The sequence below is a fragment of the Microcoleus sp. N9_A1 genome (genome assembly GCF_036701795.1).
Classification (GTDB): domain Bacteria; phylum Cyanobacteriota; class Cyanobacteriia; order Cyanobacteriales; family Microcoleaceae; genus Microcoleus.
Genome location: NZ_JAUBRI010000022.1, coordinates 79,344 through 97,404 on the forward strand (window position 1 = coordinate 79,344; position 18,061 = coordinate 97,404).

Here is an 18,061-nt window from a genome sequence, read left to right on the forward strand (position 1 = left end):
GTTTGTGTATGCCCGGTTTTATCTTCGTTTGTATGCGCTTTCAACCGCCGACACTTATCAACAGGTTTTATCTCAGATTTAGTATAACATCAAGAAACCGATTAACTTGTTTTTCCCAAGTCCAATCGAGCATAAAATTAGCCGCAGCTAAACCCCGATTTTTTGCCACTTCGCGATTAGTATAAACTTGATCCAAAGCCTCAACAACTTCTGCAACATCCGACTCTCCCCAACCTTCTACACCGGGAAAATGAGCAGTCGGTTTAACTCGTCCCTGATGCGATAAAGGATAGCAAATATTGCTGTAAATCAAGTCTAAATGGCCAGTATTTGCTGATAAAATAGTCGGAATTCCGCAGGCCATACTTTCCATTGCGACTAAATTAGTGCCGCCTTCGCAACGGTTAGTAAAAACAGCGCAGTCGGCTTCTCGCAAAATTTGTCCTGAGAGGTGATTGGGAATTAAGCCGATGTCGATAAAAGATTCAACTGGTAAACCGTTGGCTGCTAACCATTGGGAAATTCCTAAACTTCCGTCGCGGTTGATATTAGGAAATCCCGCAACGTTTCCGGTTTGTTCCATTCCCAGCATATATTGAGGCCAAAAGTTGTGCCACGCTGTTAGTAACAGCGCTTCTGGATGTTTGGCGCGAAATTGTTTGAAAGCGGCAATTACTATGTCTTGGCCTTTGCGATATTCTAGTTTGCCGCCGGAGAAAATCACGAAGCGATCGCCAAATAGATTAGATTTGGGTGCAGGATGGAAAATTGTCGGGTCAATTCCTTGATTTACCATCGCCACATTCGTCAAGCCGCAGCTTCGCAAAACATCGGCATTCCAGTTAGAACCGGCGACAATCACGCTATATTTTTTGGCTTTTTCTAGTGCTTCTGCTGTGATTCGCGTGTCTTCAAAAAAGATGACTCCTACTTGACAAGCGCTGGTAATTTGATTCTCAACTCCAGACGAAACTAAATTATTTCCCAAGCCATAAAGTACGGGAAAGTTGCAGGAAATCTGTTTGTCTGGATTTGCGGTTACTAATTCTTGAAAATCTCTCTGCTTTTCTATTGCAGGCAATAACAGCGATTTGTGCAGCGGATTGATTGATTCTGATGTGATGGATGGCGGTGCTAAAAGTGCTACTTCCCATGCAGGATTTCGCAGCAGTTGCAGTGTTAAATTCATGCCGTAAATTCCCCAGCCGCTGGTGATGCTGAGCGGCCAACTGATGCCGATTCCTGTTGTTTTTGGCGGGGTTTCTGGGAGAATCTGTAGGGGCGGTGGATGGTGCGTGCCCGCCCCTTGGTAACGAGTAATTAGCTGTTCTAGGGCTGATTTTACCCGATCGCCCACACCATCCCAATCACCCGGTTTTTCCTGGCGAAACAACCGCACAGTGGGATACCAAGGGCTGTCTTCGCGATCGAGCATCCACCGCCAATCCGGCATAAAAGACAGCAAAATCCACACCGGTTTCCCCAACGCCCCGGCTAAATGCGCCACAGCAGTATCGACGCAAATTACTAAATCCAGTTGGGAAATAATCGCTGCAGTGTCAGCAAAATCTCCTAAATGTTTGCTCAAATCTGGAACTTGCTCTTGATTTAATAAAGCGTAATCCCTCGCTGGCAAATCTTTTTGCAAGCTGTAAAAACTCGCTCCCGGAACATCTAAAAACTTCACAAAATCGCTCAACTTACACGATCGCTCATTGTTATTGCGGTGCAGCGGCCCACCAGCCCACACAATACCTACTTTTAGCTGATTGTTTGGTTCTAAAGAAATTTTACAATCCTCTGGCGCAGCTAAATAAGGAATATTTACAGGCATATTTTCCAAAGTTGTTCCCAGAATTAGGGGCAAACTCATCAGCGGCGCTTGTACTTGAAAATCCACCAAATCTTGCGGCTTTGTTGCTAAAATATCGATCCCGGCAACTTTTTCAAACAAACGCTTCAGCGACAGATGACAAGCCACAATAACTTTGCCACCTTTTTGCTTAACTAAAGATGCGTAGCGGATAAAATGAATGGTGTCGCCCAAACCTTGTTCGGGGTGCAACAATATTGTTTTTCCCTGCAAATCGGAACCGTCCCAAAGCGGTTGCTCGAAATATCTGGGTTCCAATTCTTGAGTTTGCCAGCGCGATTCGTAATCCGCAAAACCGCGCTCAAAATTTCCAGTTAAAAGCAAAGCTAACGCTCGTCTCAAACGCCAATTTGGTGATTCGGGACATAGTTGAATTGCTTTATTATAGAATTCGATCGCCTCTGCGACTTTTCCCTGTTCTTCGAGGGCGGAACCCAAGTATAAGTTGGTTTCGCTGAGATTGGGATTTGTTTCTAGGGCTTTGTTGTAGTGGAAAATAGCCTCGGCTATTTGCCCGTTTTCCTGCTTAAAATAACCTAAATAACTGTGGGCTACTGCGTGGTTTGGCGAGGCGACAATTACTTGCTCGTAGCGAGTGGCTGCTTCGGCTTGTTTCCCTTGTTTTCGTAAAGCATTTGCTATGTGAAAATCCACATCAACTGCTGTCAGTTTTTGGGCAGAGACGAGACTGGGCGATGGCGATGTTTCACTCGCAATCAAGGATTTTGTTAACTCTTGCAAAGCTATTTTTACCCGATCGCACACTCCATCCCAATCCCCCGGTTTGTGCTGGCGAAACAACCGCGCCGTCGGATACCAAGGGCTATCTTCGCGCTGCAACATCCACCGCCAATCCGGCACAAAACACAGCAAAATCCATACCGGTTTGCCCAAAGCACCGGCTAAATGCGCCACAGCAGTATCAACAGAAATTACTAAATCTAGTTGCGATATCACCGCCGCAGTATCAGCAAAATCGTTCAAATTTTCGCTCAAATCTATTACGGAAGTTTGACTTAACAAAGTACGATCGCCCGCAGATAATTCTTTCTGAAGACTGTAAAAACTTACGCCCGGAATATCGAACAATTTCAGAAAATAGCTTAAATAACTCGATCGCACAAAATCCTTCAAATGTTCCGAACTTCCCGCCCATACAATCCCCACTTTGAAATTGCGATTCCCTACGGGATAGCTGCGCTTCACGGAATTTAGGGAAAATTGCCAATTCGGCGGCGGTGCTAAATAAGGAACATTTGCCGGTATATTTTCTAAAGTTGTTCCCAGAATGTGCGGCAAGCTCATCAGCGGTGCTTGCACTTGAAAATCGGACAATTCGTCCATCCGCACCGCCACTTGTTCGATGCCAGGAATCTGCTTGAACAAACGCTTGAGTTCTTGATAGCAAGAAATGATTACTTTGCCGCCTTTTTGCTGCACGATTGCCGCGTAGCGCACAAACTGAATTGCGTCACCCAAACCTTGTTCGCAGCGCAGCAAAATAGTTTGTCCGTGCAAATCTGAACCGTCCCAAATTGGCCGATCGAAATTCAACCACTGTATGTTTTTTGCTTGATCGGTTTGCCAGCGCCATTCGTACTCTGCAAAACCGCGAAGCAAGTCACCTGTTAACAGCAGCGCCAAGGATAAATTGAAGTGAGCTTTAGCACAATTTTCATCGAAACTAATAGCTCGATTGTAACAGAAAATTGCCCGGTCTACTTCGTGATTTGCTTCTAATACTGTGCCTAAATTATTCAGCGCTTCTACATAATTTGGCTGTAAGGCTATGGCTTTTTCTAAGCTAACCGAAGCTCGATCGAATTGGTGCCTTTCTAAGAACCAATTTCCCAGGTGATAATGCCCTGCCGCGCTGTCAGGTTCTATTTCAATTGAGTGACAATAAAGGCGTTTAGCTTCTTCTAGCTGATTTGTTGCTTGCATGGCCGCGCCCAAATTTACGATGACCGGCACGTAATTGGCATTGATGGAAAGTGCTTGATTAAAACAGGCGATCGCCTTTGACAAATTGCCCTGCTGCTGGAGTATCGCGCCGAGATTGTTGAGAGCTTTGACGTAAAGGGGATTTAGGGCGATCGCCTTTTGGAAACAAGATATAGCATCGTCTATACGGCCCTGAGTTTGCAGCAAAATACCAAAGTTATTTTGGGATAGAGCGCAGTTTGGGTCGATTTCGATTGCGCGCTGATAATATGTTACAGCCCCTGTTAAATTGCCTATTTGGTGCAGCGTCACCGCTAAATTGGTGGCTACCTCTACCGAATTTGGATGCAAACCTAAAGCATTTTCAAAACACGAAATCGCCTCAATAAATTTTCCTTGCGACTTCAGCAGATTTCCCAGATCGAACTGTTGCTTAGCCAAGTCAAAATTAAGCTGAGTTTGTATTATTGGTTGAGATTCCTGATGCTGAGTAACTCTTTCTCGGAGCGCCAAACCAACTACTTCTAAAACTCCTTCCCAATCTTGTGCTGTTGACTGACGAAACAAGCGCGCCGTCGGATACCAAGGGCTATCTTCCCGTTCCAACATCCACCGCCAATCTGGCACAAAACACAGCAAAATCCACACCGGTTTACCCAAAGCACCGGCCAAGTGCGCCACAGAAGTATCTACAGAAATCACTAAATCCAGAGCCGATATTGCGGCCGCTGTATCGGCAAAGTCGTGCAAATAAGAGCTTAAATCTGTGACGGGCATTTGCTCTAATAAAGCGCGTTCTTCTGCTGTCATTTCCTTTTGCAAACTGTAAAAATCTGCTCCGGGAATATCTAAAATTTTGGCGAACAAATTGAGCGGCAACGATCGCACTTTATTTTGTGAATTGTTAGTATTGCCGCACCAGACAATCCCTACTTTCAAATTAGCAGTTTGTCTCAAAGTAAATTCCAAGCCGGGAGGCGGAGCTAAATAAGGAACCTGGGCGGGTATACTTTCTAAGGTTGTTCCCAGGAGGTGCGGCAAACTCATGAGGTGCGCGCGAACTTGAAAATCCGGCGCTGCTTCTGGACTAATTATCAACTGATCGATTCCCGCAACTCCTGCAAACAATCGCTGCAAGTGCGGCAAACACCAAACAATTACCCGGCCGCCTTTTTGCTTGACTAATTCTGCGTAGCGAATAAATTGAATTGCATCGCCTAAACCCTGTTCCGGGCAAAGCAAAATTGTTTTTCCATCCAAATCTTTGCCGTCCCAAATCGGCTGGAGAAAGTTGTATTGCGGGAACTGTTTTTTTTCAACTACTAGCCGCGATTCGTACTCTGTAAAACCGCGCCCAAAATCTCCCGCCAGCAGTAATGCTAAAGCTAAATTTAGGTGAGATTCGGGGTTGGCAATATTGAATTCAACTGCTCGATCGTAATAGCTGACAGCATCTGCAAATTGTCCGCTTTGGTGCAGAATGTTTCCCAAACCGTTGAGAGAATTGACATAACCGGGTTTGAGTTCGATCGCCCGATTGTAACAATCCATCGCCTCCGCCGTTTTTCCCGCTTCCTCAAAAGCTTTAGCGAGATTGTTCAAAGCTTCGGGAAAGTCGGGTTTCAGGCTCAAAGCTTGGTGGTAGCAGGCGATCGCATCTTGAATTTTACCTTGTTTGTGCAGGACAATTGCCAGATTGCAGCGAGCGGCGGCACTGGCTGGATATTTTTGAATCGCTTGCTGGCAAAAGGCTAGAGCCTCATCTAACTTATCTTGGTTTGACAGCCAATTCCCAAAAGCCAGATCGGTTGCTGCCAAATCCGGCTGCAGCGCCAGAGCTCGTTCGTAATAGGCGATCGCATCTGCAACTCGGCCCTGCCGGATCGAGGCGTATGCTAAGTTGTGCAAAGCGTCGAAATAATTGGGATCGAGCTCGATCGCCCGTTCGTAATTTGCGATCGCGCGATCGTAATCCGCGCCCGCTTCCTCCCCTTGTTTCTCCAAAGCAATTCCCAAATTTAAATAAGCCGCCGCGCAATCAGGATTTACTTGAATTGCTTGCTGGTAAAGCTTTACAGCCTCATTCACATTCCCTTCTTCTTCCCGCAGCAGCCCCAAATTAATCATCGCTTCGGCGCAATTCGGGTTCAAAGACAGCGCCCGCTGGTATTGTGCGATCGCCTCTGCATTTTCCCCTGCTTCCGCCAGGGCGCTGCCCAAATTGCTCGCAGTTTCCGCCAAATTTCCGTCGATTTCTAGCGCTTGTTGGTAGTGCGCGATCGCCTCTGTCAAGCGCCCGACGTACTGTTTGACAACGCCTAAATTGCTGTGGGCGGCGGCGTAATTTGGATCGATCGCGATCGCCCGCTCGTAACATTCGATCGCACCGCCAAAATTGCGCTGCATCTGCAAATTTCGGCCAGAGCGAAACTCTGCATCCGCCGCCGCCAAAGGCACGTAGGCTGGGGAAACCAGGCGGCCCAGAGATTGCGCCACCAGAGTGAAAACCGACGCCCAATCGCCCCTGCTGGGCTGGCGAAACAGCCGCGCCGTCGGATACCAAGGACTGTCTTCGCGCTCCAGCAGCCACCGCCAATCCGGCGAAAACGCCAGCAAAATCCACACCGGTTTGCCCAAAGCGCCCGCCAAATGGGCGACAGCGGTATCGACGGCTATCACTAAATCCAATTCGGCGATCGCAGCAGCAGTATCGGCCAAATCCCCAAAATGCCGGCTCAAATCGACGATCGGAGTTCGATCCAACAGCGCGCGATCGGCCTCGGAAACCTCTTTCTGCAAGCTGTAAAAACTTACCCCCGAAACGTCCAAAAGCGGCAGAAACTGACTTAAACTGCAAGAACGCTGCATATTTTTGCGGTGTTTGGGATTCCCCGCCCAGACAATCCCAACTTTCAAATTGCGATCGGGCAAAAGCCCAAATTTAGCACCCGCATTCCCAGATAAATAAGCAGTATTTGCCGGGATTGTTTCCACCGTTGTACCCAGAACATAGGGCAAACTTAACATCGGCACTTGCACGTCAAATTCCGGCAGTGGCTCGCCTCTAACTATTAGCAAATCAATCCCGTCAACCGTTGCAAACAAACGTTGCAATTGCGGGTAACAACCAACAATGACCCTACCGCCTTTATTTTTGACGATCGCAGCGTAGCGGATAAACTGAATCGAATCGCCCAAACCTTGTTCGGCGTGCAGCAAAATAGTCTTTCCCTGCAAATCGGAACCATCCCACAGCGGCCGGTATTCTCTCGCCGCCACTGTATTTCCCGGCCCAGCCAAAAAACAGGAATGACCGATTTTAAATTCATTAATTTTCCAGCGCCACTCGTACTCCGCCAGACCATTTTCCAAATCTCCCGCCAACAACAAAGCCAAGGATAAATTGAGGTGAGCGCTAGCATGATCTGGACTCAAAACAATCGCCCGTTTGTAGCAGGCGATCGCCTCTTCTACCGCGCCTTTTTCCAGAAAAGTCCTGCCTAAATTGTTAATAGCTTCCACAAAATCCGGCAGCAATTCGAGAGCTTTGTGATAATATTCTAGGGCATCTTCTAAATTGCCCTGTTCTTGCAAAACAGTTGCTAGATTGTTGTAAGCTTCCCAGCTATGCGGCTGAATTTCCAGCGCTCGCCTGTAGAGGTTTACAGCCTCTAAAAGTTCGCCTTTTTCTTGCAGCGACACTGCTAAATTTATCAGTGCGGGTACGAAATCAGGATCGGCGACTAGAGCTTGTTCGTAATGTGCGATCGCCTCTGCGACTTGACCTTGCTCCTCAAAAATCTTTGCCAAATTGTAAGCTGTTTGAGGAATATTTGGATCGAGTGCTAAAGCTTCTCGGTAATGCGGGATAGCTGCGTCCAATTCGCCATTTTCTTGTTTTAGAAAACCAAAATTAATCCTGGCTTGAACGCAATTTGGGTCAAGAGATATGATCTGTCCGTAAAGGGCGATCGCCTCTTGCTTGTCGCCTGTTTCCATCAACTTTTCGGCTTGCTGCAACATATCCTCTAAAACAGCCGAATTTTCCCCATTAGCCGCCCTAGTAATAGATGTTTCAATTGGCGGCATTTGCTCGATTGCTACGCGGTTTGCCAGCGCTTCGCCCGCTGTCAAAAATATTTTTTGGCTATCCTCAACCAAGCTAACGTTTGTGATTTCCAGCGCCGCAGCATCGACTGTCTTTGCGAGGGACAAATTTTTAGTATTATCCTCGGAATAAGTAGTAGAATTGGCGATCGCCAACAAACTCAAAGCCGCCTGCACATCCTGAAACAATTCTCCCCAACTTTCCGGCTGACTTTGACGGAAAAGCCTAGCAGTTGGATACCAAGGATTGTCTTCGCGATCCAGCAGCCAGCGCCAGTCAGGAGCAAAAGAAAGCAGCACCCAAACTGGTTTTCCCAAAGCACCAGCCAAGTGCGCGACAGAAGTATCGACACTAATCACTAAATCCAGTTGAGATATAGCAGAAGCCGTATCAGCCAAGTCATTCAGGTGCGGGCTTAAATCCGGCACCAAGTGGTGATTGAGCAAAGTGCGATCGCTCTCGGACAAGTTTTTTTGTAAACTATAAAAAGCGATTCCCGCCACCTCAAACAACGGAATAAAATCGCTCAAACTGCAAGATCGCTGATTGTCTTTCCGCCTGGTTGGATTCCCCGCCCACACAATTCCCACCTTAAATTTGGCATCAGAAGCTAGCGCAAATTTGCACTCAGCAGGCGGAGTCAAATAAGGAATATTTGCGGGTATTGTTTCGAGAGTTGTCCCCAAAATTCTGGGTAAACTCATCAGCGGTGCGTGAACGTCAAATACTGGTAAACCCTCAAAACTAACTGATAAATATTCAATGCCGGCAACAGTCGCAAACAACCGCGTCAGTTCTTGATAGCAAGCCACCATAATTTTAGCGCCTCGGCTGCGAAGAATTGGCGCGTAGCGAATAAACTGAATAGAATCGCCCAAGCCTTGTTCGACGTGCAGTAAAATAGTTTTTCCCTGCAAATCCGAACCATCCCAAAGCGGCTGTAGAAATTGCCTCGGTTGCAGTGTCGGAGTGCGCCACCGCCATTCGTATTCAGCAAAACCGCGCTGATAATCTCCGAACAACAGCAAAGTTAAACTAAATTCGAGGTGTGCGGTGGCGTTGTCTGGCTGTAATTCCAAGGCTCGACGGTGACAATAAAAAGCTTCTTGAAAATTGCCTAAATCCACCAATGCGTGTCCAAGGTTGTTAATAGCATCCACGAAGTCAGGCTTTAAGCTTAATGCTTGTCGGTAGTGGTCTATGGCTGCTTTTGTATTGCCTTGTTCGTGGTAAAATGCTCCGATATTATTTTGCGCCTCGGGATTTTGCGGTTCTATTTCTAAAGCTTGCTGGTAGCAGTTGAGAGCTTCGGTTAATTTATTTTGTTGCTGCAAAACTCTACCCAAGCCTAGCAGAGAATATGTCAATTTAGGATTTATTTTTAAAGCGTGCAAATAACAGGTTGCTGCATCGTTGAATTGTTTTTTTTCTGTAAATATTTTGCCTAAATTGTGGGCGGCTTCAACCAGGTTTGGGTCGAGTTTAAGCGCTGCTTGGTAATATACAAGTGCCGCGTCTGTTTCGCCTAATTGCTGTTTGAGCCAGCCCAATTTATTGCAGGAGAGTGCGGAATTTGGCTGTATTTTGATAACTTGTTCGTAACTGGCGATCGCCCTTTGATATTCGCCAACATCCAGCAAAACATGGGCCTTGTTTAAATGTGCTTCTACAAAATCGGGGTTTTGGGCGATCGCCTGTTCGTAAAAGTCGATCGCCTCAGCAACTTTTCCCTGCTGTCTCAGCGCTATTCCCAACAAACAAAGCACGTTTGCTGAATCCGGCTCGACTTCTACGATTTGCCGGTACAAATTTTCAGCTTCTAACAAACGCCCCGCTTGGTGATGTTCCCAAGCTCTTTTCAAACAGTCTTCAGCACTCTGTTTAACGGCAGATTTTTGCAGTTTTTTCTTAGAAGCCATAGTTATCTTTGTTGTTTGGGAGTTCGCTAACTTGTAATTACCAACTGATTCTAATTTGTTAACTATTCCTTCCTTCTTCCCTCAACATTGTTAAATCCTTTAAATTTATTAAAGTGATTACAAAATCGGTTCTGAAATGACCTCCCTTAAATCCGTTACATCCGTTACATCCGCTACAAAATCCGCTGCCGAACTTCCTTCATTTACCCTAACAAACAAGCTGCTGGAAAAATCAGATATTCTAAGAAAAACAACTTCCAGATAAACTGATAAAAATCCGCAATTTCTTTTTGCTCATCCAAATCAACTTTCGCACTCCAAAACCACATCAAACCCAAAGCCGCCAAATGAGAAACTGCCAGAAACACTAAATTAACATTAGACAAGACAATGACTCCCGCCACAGTCGCGCCCAAATAACAAACTGTCAACACCCAGCGAGACAAATTAAAGACGGCCGGCTTGCCCAGCTCAATCGTAAACGTAGTAATATTGTATTGCTTGTCGCCTTCCATATCGGGGATATCTTTGAAAATGGCGATCGCAAAAGTAAACACCACCACAAACACCGTCAGCACCCAAACTTCCGCAGGAATCGCAAAAGACACACTCTCCAAACTCCAGCCCGAAAAAGCGCTTTTCGCCCTTCCCAAACCCAAAACCCAATTAAAGTGCAGAAACAGCCCTAAATTGACGATCGCCCCCCGCACCGTAAAAATGCACAGCGCCGCCCAAAAAGGAAACCGTTTCAGCCGAATTGGCGGCAGAGAATAAGCAGTCCCGATCGCCAAACTAACACCAACTGTAGCCAGCAAAAACGGCCCTTGCAAAACAGCTATCAAAATTGCCAAAATTCCAGTTACAGCTACAATTAATTCCCCAGTTTTTTGAGAAAATGCTCCAGAGGCGATCGGCAAATACGGCTTATTGATTTTATCAATTTCAACATCTTCTAACTGGTTCAATCCCACAATATAAATATTGCCGCAAATGCAAGCCAACCAAGCACAAACAAGGGGCAAAAATATCGGATTCACAAACATTTGTGCGCTTTGGGCGATCGCGTACAAAGCCAGCACGCTCAACGTAGTCCCCACAATCGTATGCGGCCGAGAAAACTCCCAAAATGCCATCACCCAACTTTGCGGAGCCGAGCCATCTTTATCAATCCAAGACTTATCAATCGAATCGTTGCCCATAAATCCTACAAACGCACCAGAAATAATATTAAGTAAAGTGGAAATTATCCACCTTACTTAATTGAACTTGTCGCCATAAATATCATCAACCGAACCCTCTTCCCTCTTCCTTCTTCCTCCTTCCTTCTTCCTTCTTCCGACGGACTTACATCCGTTACATCCGTTACATCCCGTACATTGCTCGTTGCCGAACTTCCTTCTTCCTTCTTCCCTCTTCCTTCTTCCTTCTTCCCTCTTCCTTCTGATTTATTTTACAGCACAAATCAGCCCGAAACGAATCAATCCGCTCGCATATCCCCGGCTCATCAATCCGAGAGCAAGTGCAGCTTGAACAGTTGTCCAACCGCTCGTCAGCAAACCCCAAATTGCGCTCGGAGTCAATGCAGAATCGATGACCACATCCCAAAACGGAGCAACTGCTTTTGACCAATCAGCGCTGCGAATATTGGTAAAAGGCAAACTGCGGACAATTTCCTCATATTCCGGCAAAGAAATCACGTAAGGTAAAGCATAAACCCGGTAAATTTCTGCTAACTCCTTTCTTTCTGCATCAGTTAATTCTCCCGCCGTTTCTCCCACCGGGCGGTGACACCAAGTTGCTAACATCAAAGTTCCTCCCGGCTTGAGCACGCGACAGCATTCCTGCAAAAACTTAATTTTGTCGGGCATATGTTCGCCGCTTTCGAGGGACCAAACTAAGTCGAAGGACTCGTCAGGAAAAGGCATATTCAAAGCATCTGCTACTAAAAAGTTAACATTGCTTTCGAGTCCTGCAATTTTAGCGCGTTCAGTCGCTCTGTTGGCCTGTACCGGACTCAGGGTGATGCCGGTGGCCGTCACGCTAGCGCCCGTTTTGTTTTGTTCGGTCGATCGCCCAAAATCTCGATCGACCTCACCATCCGACTTTAAATTATTTTGGGCGATCGAACTAAACTTTTGAGTCAAATAAAGCGTGCTACCGCCGATTCCGCAACCGACATCTAAAATGCGGTAAGGTTCGCAGAGTGCCTTCTCTGACGGTACTCCAGCCTCGCCGAGCAATTCTTCGATCAAATCTATCTGAGCCTGTCGGCGCTCTTTTTTCAAATTCCCATCCGCGCCGTAGTAACCGTGGTGCATATGTTCGCCCCACACCTGTTCCCACAAACCGCTAGAAGCGTCGTAGAGTTCCTGAATTTGCTGGTAAAGTGTTGATGTCATCGCCAGATCGCAAGTTATTAAAGGAATTCTACCGTTATTTTCCCGATGTTGTCATGGAATGTGGCGATTTGGTGCGATCGGTCGATCGGCATTCCCCAGACCGAGATATCCTTATTTATACCCCTGGATAGATTTGTCGGTTTCCTCTCAAATCGAAAAATCTCAAATCGATTTGTCGATTCCCTCTAAAATCTAAAATCTACAATCTAAAATCTAAAATCTAAAATCTAAAATCGAATGACAGTCTCGCGAACCATTTGCTTGGGCTTTCTCGCCGTCATCGCCGCAGGTGCTCTACTACTGATGATGCCCTTTTCCACAATCGATGGAACTTGGAACGATCCCATCACAGCAATCTTCACCTCAACTTCCGCTGTTTGCGTCACAGGCTTGTCGGTTGTGGATGTCGGAAAATATTACTCTTTTTGGGGACAACTGTGCCTACTTTTGCTCGTGCAAATAGGAGGCTTGGGCTACATGACAGCCACCACTTTCTTGCTGCTGTTATTAGGCCGCCGCTTTGGCTTAAAAGACAAAATTGCCCTGCAACAATCTCTTGACAAATCCGGGCTAGCCGGCGTAGTGCAACTCGTGCAGTCAATTCTAGCAACAACCGTTTTGTTTGAATTAACTGGAGTCTTTTTGCTGATGTCGGTTTTCGTCCCAGAATACGGATTCAAAGAAGGTCTATGGGCTGCCATATTTCACAGCGTTAATGCCTTTAACAATGCCGGCTTTAGCCTCTACTCAGATAGTTTTACCCGCTACGTCAGTTCGCCTGTGCTTAACTTGACAATCGGCAGTTTGATCGTATTTGGGGGAATCGGCTATCAAGTAATTATGGAAATGTACCTGTGGGTGCGCGCTCGCTTCAACAAAAGCCCGGTATGTACAGTTTTTTCCCTAAACTTCAAAGTTGTCACCAGTACAACCGTTGTCCTTTTATTTTTAGGAACGCTAATCTTTTTGGTGCTAGAATACAACAACCAAGCAACTTTAGGCCCTCTCAACATTTTTCAAAAGGTCATGGCAGCTTGGTTTCAATCTGTTACTTCCCGCACAGCGGGATTTAATACAATTAACTTCGGCGAAATGAGCGACGCAGCGCTATTTATGACGATCGCCCTAATGTTTGTCGGCGCCAGTCCCGGCAGCACCGGCGGCGGCATCAAAACCACAACTTTTAGGATATTGTTTAGCTGTACCGCAGCAGTTCTCGAAGGCCAGGAAGATGTGCAGTGCTATCAGCGTCAAATCCCGCCAGCAATGATTTTGAAAACCATTAGCGTAGTCTTCGGTTCCCTGTTAGTCGCCTTCATATCGGCAATTTTAATTCAGCTAGCCAATCCCGAACTAGAATTTATCAAAGTTTTGTTTGAAGCCGTGTCAGCTTTTGCCACTGTCGGTCTTTCCACAGGGATTACAGCTAAGATTTCATTGATCGGCAAGTTGGTTTTGATTGCTACAATGTACATAGGTCGGGTTGGCGTGCTGCTGCTGATGAGTGCCGCTGTCGGCGACCCCAAACCCAGAGCTTTTAAATATGTTGAGGAAAGTTTGTTAGTTGGATAAAAAATCTTGCCTTGTTGCTGATAATCTAAACAATGGGTGACAACCCAAATCAACTTTTACTATTTAGTCACAAATCAAAAGGAGGCGGCGCTGTCTTTGCTACAATTTAAAAAGCAAGACTTTCAGCGCTGGATATTGAGTGAACCTGTCATCTTTGAATTTTTTTAGCGGTTTGCGCGTCGAAAACAAGCAGTTTGCAGTTATTGGTTTGGGACGCTTCGGCAAAGCTGTGTGTTCGACCCTGCATGACTTGGGTTACGAAGTCCTCGGGGTTGACACCGACGAAAAAAAAGTAGCTCAAGCTTTGAACGATCGTATAGCTGCTCACGTTTTACAGTTAGATTCTACGGAGCCTAGCGCTCTTAGGGGAGCGGGTATATTTGAATTTGAAACGGTGATTGTGGCGATCGGCAATTACCTAGCAGAAAGCATTACCACCACCCTAAATCTTAAGGAAGGCGGGGTAAGTCACGTAATAGCCAAAGCTTCCTCGGAAACTCACTTGAAAATCTTGCAAAAAGTCGGCGCAGATCATGTGGTTTTTCCAGAACGAGAAATGGGCCATTCTTTGGCCCGAATTCTTACAAAACCCAGCATTTTAGAACGCTTTGACCTCGACCCAGATCACAGCATAGTTGAGTTACTCGTTCCTGAAAAATTTGACGGTAAAACAATTTCGGATTTGGAGCTCCGGCGCAGGTATGGTTTGAACTTGCTAGCAGTCGGTCGCACCGACAAGTTCGAGATCAATCCGCAGCCGAACCAACGCTTGAGCAAGGGCGAGGTGATGGTAGTAATTGGTTCTAATAAAGATATCAATCGCTTGCCAATTTAACAGCTCGCCATTTGACGCACATACAACAACAGTCTTGGACTCTTGACACTCCCCTGCCTAAAGGCGAGGGGATTCTTAATTCAGCGAATAACATTTAAGTGTTGCGTCATGAAAGGCAATACTCCGACCTTTTAACGGTAGAAACCTACCAATTAACGAGCCTGATTCGCAGCCACCAAGCGCGGGTCTGTCTCCAAAAGCGCACTATAATATTGATCATTAGTTCGGGTATGCCCTACCCTACTTAACAAAAAGAAAATTATTTTGTTTACTGGAGTTGGGGCTGTTTTGTTTAGTCCCTGACTGTTTATAGAGTTTTCGCCGCTCTTTGTCCCCCGGTTTACGCCTAAAAGTGTGTCTGAGTCTCTGTTTCACTTCGGGCGAAGGAGTTTAACCTTGACTTTTCTAATCTACTACAAAACCAGCAATTACCGGATTTTTTGGAATAGATTTAAGAAATTAAAGCCGTCAAGCGAAGGACAGGGTTTTAAACCCAAATTTTTGATAAACCCGGTTTCTTGGGTTCCGAGTGCCTAAGTTCTAAACAAGTCTTGCGGGATCTGTGAAAATTTCAGCCCCCCACAAACCCGGTTTATCTTAGATAAACCGGGTTTCTCTGTCGATCTTTATGTTCTAATTTTTAACCGAAATATCTAAATTTAATTTCACCAATGCTGGGGTTGATTCCACCTTTGCGACCTCCTATGAGAACATAGCGAGACAAATAGCGAAAATTTCCACAAAGTAGCATTACCTGATCGCGCTCCCGCAAATCTAGGAGCGCTAGCACTGAAAATTCAGCCGACTTTCAAGAGATCTTCCAAATAAGCTTTGCCGAAAACCAGCACCGCCAACACTAGAGCGAGTTCAACAGGCCAAGGACACACCGCCACCAACCAAATTAACGAACACATTCCAATAATTGCAGCTATGGGAGCCGGAATTCCGTCTAGCGTTCTGTTGTCAGTCCCGGCAGTCACCCACCAAGCAATCAAGCATACCGTCAACGGAATCAAGCAACTTGTGATCATGATTTTTACCCCATCAATTTTTTTACATATGGCGTCTGAGCATATTGTAACAATACATCAAAGATTCGGAAATGCACCATTAATTACGATACAATTTAAGGTTAGGTAATTCATACGCTGGGGTGATAAATTTTAAAAATTTTTAGCTTCGGCTCTCTCCAAAGGCAGAATTAGGCGGGCATAAAGCATGATTTGGGGATTTTTATTTCGGCAGAAGTGATGAAAGCTTTCTACCTTGAGATGAATTGCGATGCGCTCATCTCTGCAAGTTATACTCAGGATTGCAGTCAGTTACTGTAGAGCGTGAATCAATGCTGGGCAAATTTTTTCGTAAGCCAGAATTAGAAAACAGCGATCGCGTCCCCCCTGGTCAATACCTCGCCAACGGTTTTCCTGTGCTGACCTACGGAGATACACCCTCCGTTAGTATTGAGAGTTGGGAATTTAAAGTCTGGGGATTGGCCAAACCACAAACCTTCACTTGGTCGGACTTCCAGGCAATGCCCCAAACTAACTTTACTGCGGATTTTCACTGCGTCACTCGGTGGTCGAAACTCGATGTGCAGTGGACGGGAGTCAAAGTCACAGATTTTTTGAAGTATGTAGAAGTCGATCCGAAAGCTCTGCACGTCCTGGAACACTGCTACGGTGGCTACACTACCAACATTGCGATCGCCGACTTCCTCCGAGAAGAAAACTTTTTCGCCCACACGGTCTTCGGCGAACCACTATCCCCAGACCACGGTGGCCCAATGCGGCTCGTAGTTCCCCACTTGTACGCTTGGAAAAGCGCTAAATGGATTAACGGCCTGGAGTTTACAGAAACCGAAGAACTCGGTTTTTGGGAACGCAACGGCTACCACCAGCGGGGCGAACCTTGGGCAGAGGAACGCTACAGCGGTCTTTTTTGATGCGGGCGATCGGGAGCAAGGACGGGGCCAGAGCTTCTCTACACAATCTTTGTTGAGGGGCAATTCGCTCTTTTACCGCTTCAGTCTGTAGAAATTGCATCTCCTCGATCGCGTCTTTGGGATATCTCACGCCACGGGATCTATTTAATTTAACCAAAATACGTAGACCCAACGATCGCATTTTGTAGGTAATTTACCCGATAGATAAACTACTTTAACTCCCCTATACAAGTCCCAAAAAACAAATATTCCCAGTTTGGGGTTAATAGAAAACTCCTTTAACTGTCAGTACACAGGAATATGACCGTATTTATACTTAAGTGTTTGCTGTTGATGATTTAGACTTGATAATCTCATAAAAAATTAGCATAATCCCGCTCTAAATCACTTGGGCTTACCCGCGCTCCCATGCCCGCAACTGCAAGGTTTCAAGCCACAATTTTTATAATTATTTAGTGGGTATTGTTAGGGATCGATAGCCCGCAGGTAGATGCGATCGACAGCATTTGTGAAGGTCATGTAAAGGCTTGATAAAGAATATGTCAAACTTTACCTAAAGTGAACCAAATACAAACAAAGTATCGCATAATGAAATTATTAAGACCCTCGCACAAAAGGAACAGGTTATGAATACCAAACTCTTATCCGCCCTCACAGCTACCGCAGCCGCCACAGCTCTGTTTGGCGCCGGAGCTCCAGCTCAGGCCTTCTCCTTTGGTACCAACGGCATCACATTCAGCCAAGATACAAGCGTCAAGTTTAACTTCAAAGAATCTCACGGAATGTACCAATCCTCTGTGGGAGTCTACAGTGTGAAGGACTCGGCGGTCTCTTTAGTTAAGACCCTGTTTTCGGAAACTAAATCCTCAGACAACTGGAACGAGAACGAATGGAAAGGAACTCTGGGCAATACAGTCTTGGATTCGGGTCCCGTAGTATTCACATTCCTGGCCAATCAAATTTACACTTTGGGGCTCGACAGCGGCTGGGGTGGTAGTGTCTACTCAACCTCAGCCTTGAACAGTGGCAGCCAGCAAGCCGTGTTTGGCGGCTCGCCACTTTGGAGCGACCTCAACCTAGAAAAAACGAACAAATTCGGAACGGCTGGAAGTTTCACAGACGGATTAAGTTCTCTGTTTGACAAAGGCAAAGGCACAACAATCTCCTTTGACGATCGCGGCGGCGGCAACGACGCAGACTTCCAAGACTTCACCGTGAGCGCAGAAGCAGTTCCCGAACCGATGACAATGACTGGTTTGGCTCTCGGCTTGGGCGGATTGGTTGCAGCACGCCGTCGCCGCGCTAGCAAGACGGCTTCATGATTTGTTTCAACCGGAACAATCTCCTCAATTACGTTTGACAACAAAATAAAATTTTATTTGGAGGCGCGCTATTGACACTCTCAGGGCTGAAGCCGCTGAGATTCTGCGGACAAAGCAGCTTTAGGTAATACCCAAAGTTTTACTCTC

Annotated in this window: 9 protein-coding genes; 5 read left to right on the forward strand and 4 right to left on the reverse strand. The window is 46.2% G+C overall.

Annotated features, from left to right (window positions below; genetic code table 11):
* Nucleotides 1-67 precede the first annotated feature (67 nt).
* The 3 genes from QUA58_RS13015 to QUA58_RS13025 form a co-directional block, all read right to left on the reverse strand.
* Nucleotides 68-9,844: a tetratricopeptide repeat protein gene (locus QUA58_RS13015; protein WP_333394387.1), complete on the reverse strand. Its 9,777-nt coding sequence runs from the start codon at nt 9,842-9,844 to the stop codon at nt 68-70.
* 203 nt (nt 9,845-10,047) lie between these two features.
* Nucleotides 10,048-11,043: a homogentisate phytyltransferase gene (locus QUA58_RS13020; protein WP_333394388.1), complete on the reverse strand. Its 996-nt coding sequence runs from the start codon at nt 11,041-11,043 to the stop codon at nt 10,048-10,050.
* A gap of 246 nt (nt 11,044-11,289) precedes the next feature.
* Nucleotides 11,290-12,243, reverse strand: a complete 954-nt coding sequence (locus QUA58_RS13025; RefSeq protein ID WP_333394389.1) for a methyltransferase domain-containing protein — start codon at nt 12,241-12,243, stop codon at nt 11,290-11,292.
* Between QUA58_RS13025 and QUA58_RS13030 the strand changes: the two genes are divergently transcribed.
* From QUA58_RS13030 to QUA58_RS13040, 3 genes are all read left to right on the forward strand, one after another.
* Complete coding sequence (locus QUA58_RS13030) at nt 12,237-12,374, forward strand: hypothetical protein (protein WP_194065878.1); 138 nt, start codon at nt 12,237-12,239, stop codon at nt 12,372-12,374. The genes QUA58_RS13025 and QUA58_RS13030 overlap by 7 nt on opposite strands.
* 106 nt (nt 12,375-12,480) lie before the next feature.
* Nucleotides 12,481-13,815: a TrkH family potassium uptake protein gene (locus tag QUA58_RS13035; RefSeq protein ID WP_333394390.1), complete on the forward strand. Its 1,335-nt coding sequence runs from the start codon at nt 12,481-12,483 to the stop codon at nt 13,813-13,815.
* Between the two features lie 139 nt (nt 13,816-13,954).
* On the forward strand, nt 13,955-14,650 hold the full coding sequence (locus QUA58_RS13040) for a TrkA family potassium uptake protein (RefSeq protein WP_333250634.1): 696 nt from the start codon (nt 13,955-13,957) through the stop codon (nt 14,648-14,650).
* Nucleotides 14,651-15,447: 797 nt separating this feature from the next.
* Here QUA58_RS13040 and QUA58_RS13045 read toward each other — a convergent pair.
* Entirely contained in the window at nt 15,448-15,681 is a 234-nt protein-coding gene (locus QUA58_RS13045; RefSeq protein ID WP_333250636.1) for a hypothetical protein, read from the reverse strand.
* A gap of 311 nt (nt 15,682-15,992) precedes the next feature.
* Between QUA58_RS13045 and QUA58_RS13050 the strand changes: the two genes are divergently transcribed.
* A complete protein-coding gene (locus tag QUA58_RS13050) occupies nt 15,993-16,592 on the forward strand; it encodes a sulfite oxidase-like oxidoreductase (protein ID WP_333394393.1) in 600 nt (199 codons plus the stop codon).
* A 626-nt stretch (nt 16,593-17,218) separates the two neighbouring features.
* Entirely contained in the window at nt 17,219-17,914 is a 696-nt protein-coding gene (locus QUA58_RS13055; RefSeq protein WP_333250639.1) for a PEP-CTERM sorting domain-containing protein, read from the forward strand.
* The last annotated feature ends 147 nt before the right edge of the window (nt 17,915-18,061 follow it).

Excerpts from the sequence above, each read along its gene's own strand:
- QUA58_RS13015 (WP_333394387.1), bottom strand. The coding sequence starts at position 9,844 with ATGGCTTCTAAGAAAAAACTGCAAAAATCTGCCGTTAAACAGAGTGCT.
- QUA58_RS13020 (WP_333394388.1), bottom strand. The coding sequence starts at position 11,043 with ATGGGCAACGATTCGATTGATAAGTCTTGGATTGATAAAGATGGCTCG.
- QUA58_RS13030 (WP_194065878.1), top strand. The coding sequence starts at position 12,237 with ATGTCATCGCCAGATCGCAAGTTATTAAAGGAATTCTACCGTTATTTT.
- QUA58_RS13025 (WP_333394389.1), bottom strand. The coding sequence starts at position 12,243 with ATGACATCAACACTTTACCAGCAAATTCAGGAACTCTACGACGCTTCT.
- QUA58_RS13035 (WP_333394390.1), top strand. The coding sequence starts at position 12,481 with ATGACAGTCTCGCGAACCATTTGCTTGGGCTTTCTCGCCGTCATCGCC.
- QUA58_RS13045 (WP_333250636.1), bottom strand. The coding sequence starts at position 15,681 with ATGATCACAAGTTGCTTGATTCCGTTGACGGTATGCTTGATTGCTTGG.
- QUA58_RS13050 (WP_333394393.1), top strand. The coding sequence starts at position 15,993 with ATGCTGGGCAAATTTTTTCGTAAGCCAGAATTAGAAAACAGCGATCGC.
- QUA58_RS13055 (WP_333250639.1), top strand. The coding sequence starts at position 17,219 with ATGAATACCAAACTCTTATCCGCCCTCACAGCTACCGCAGCCGCCACA.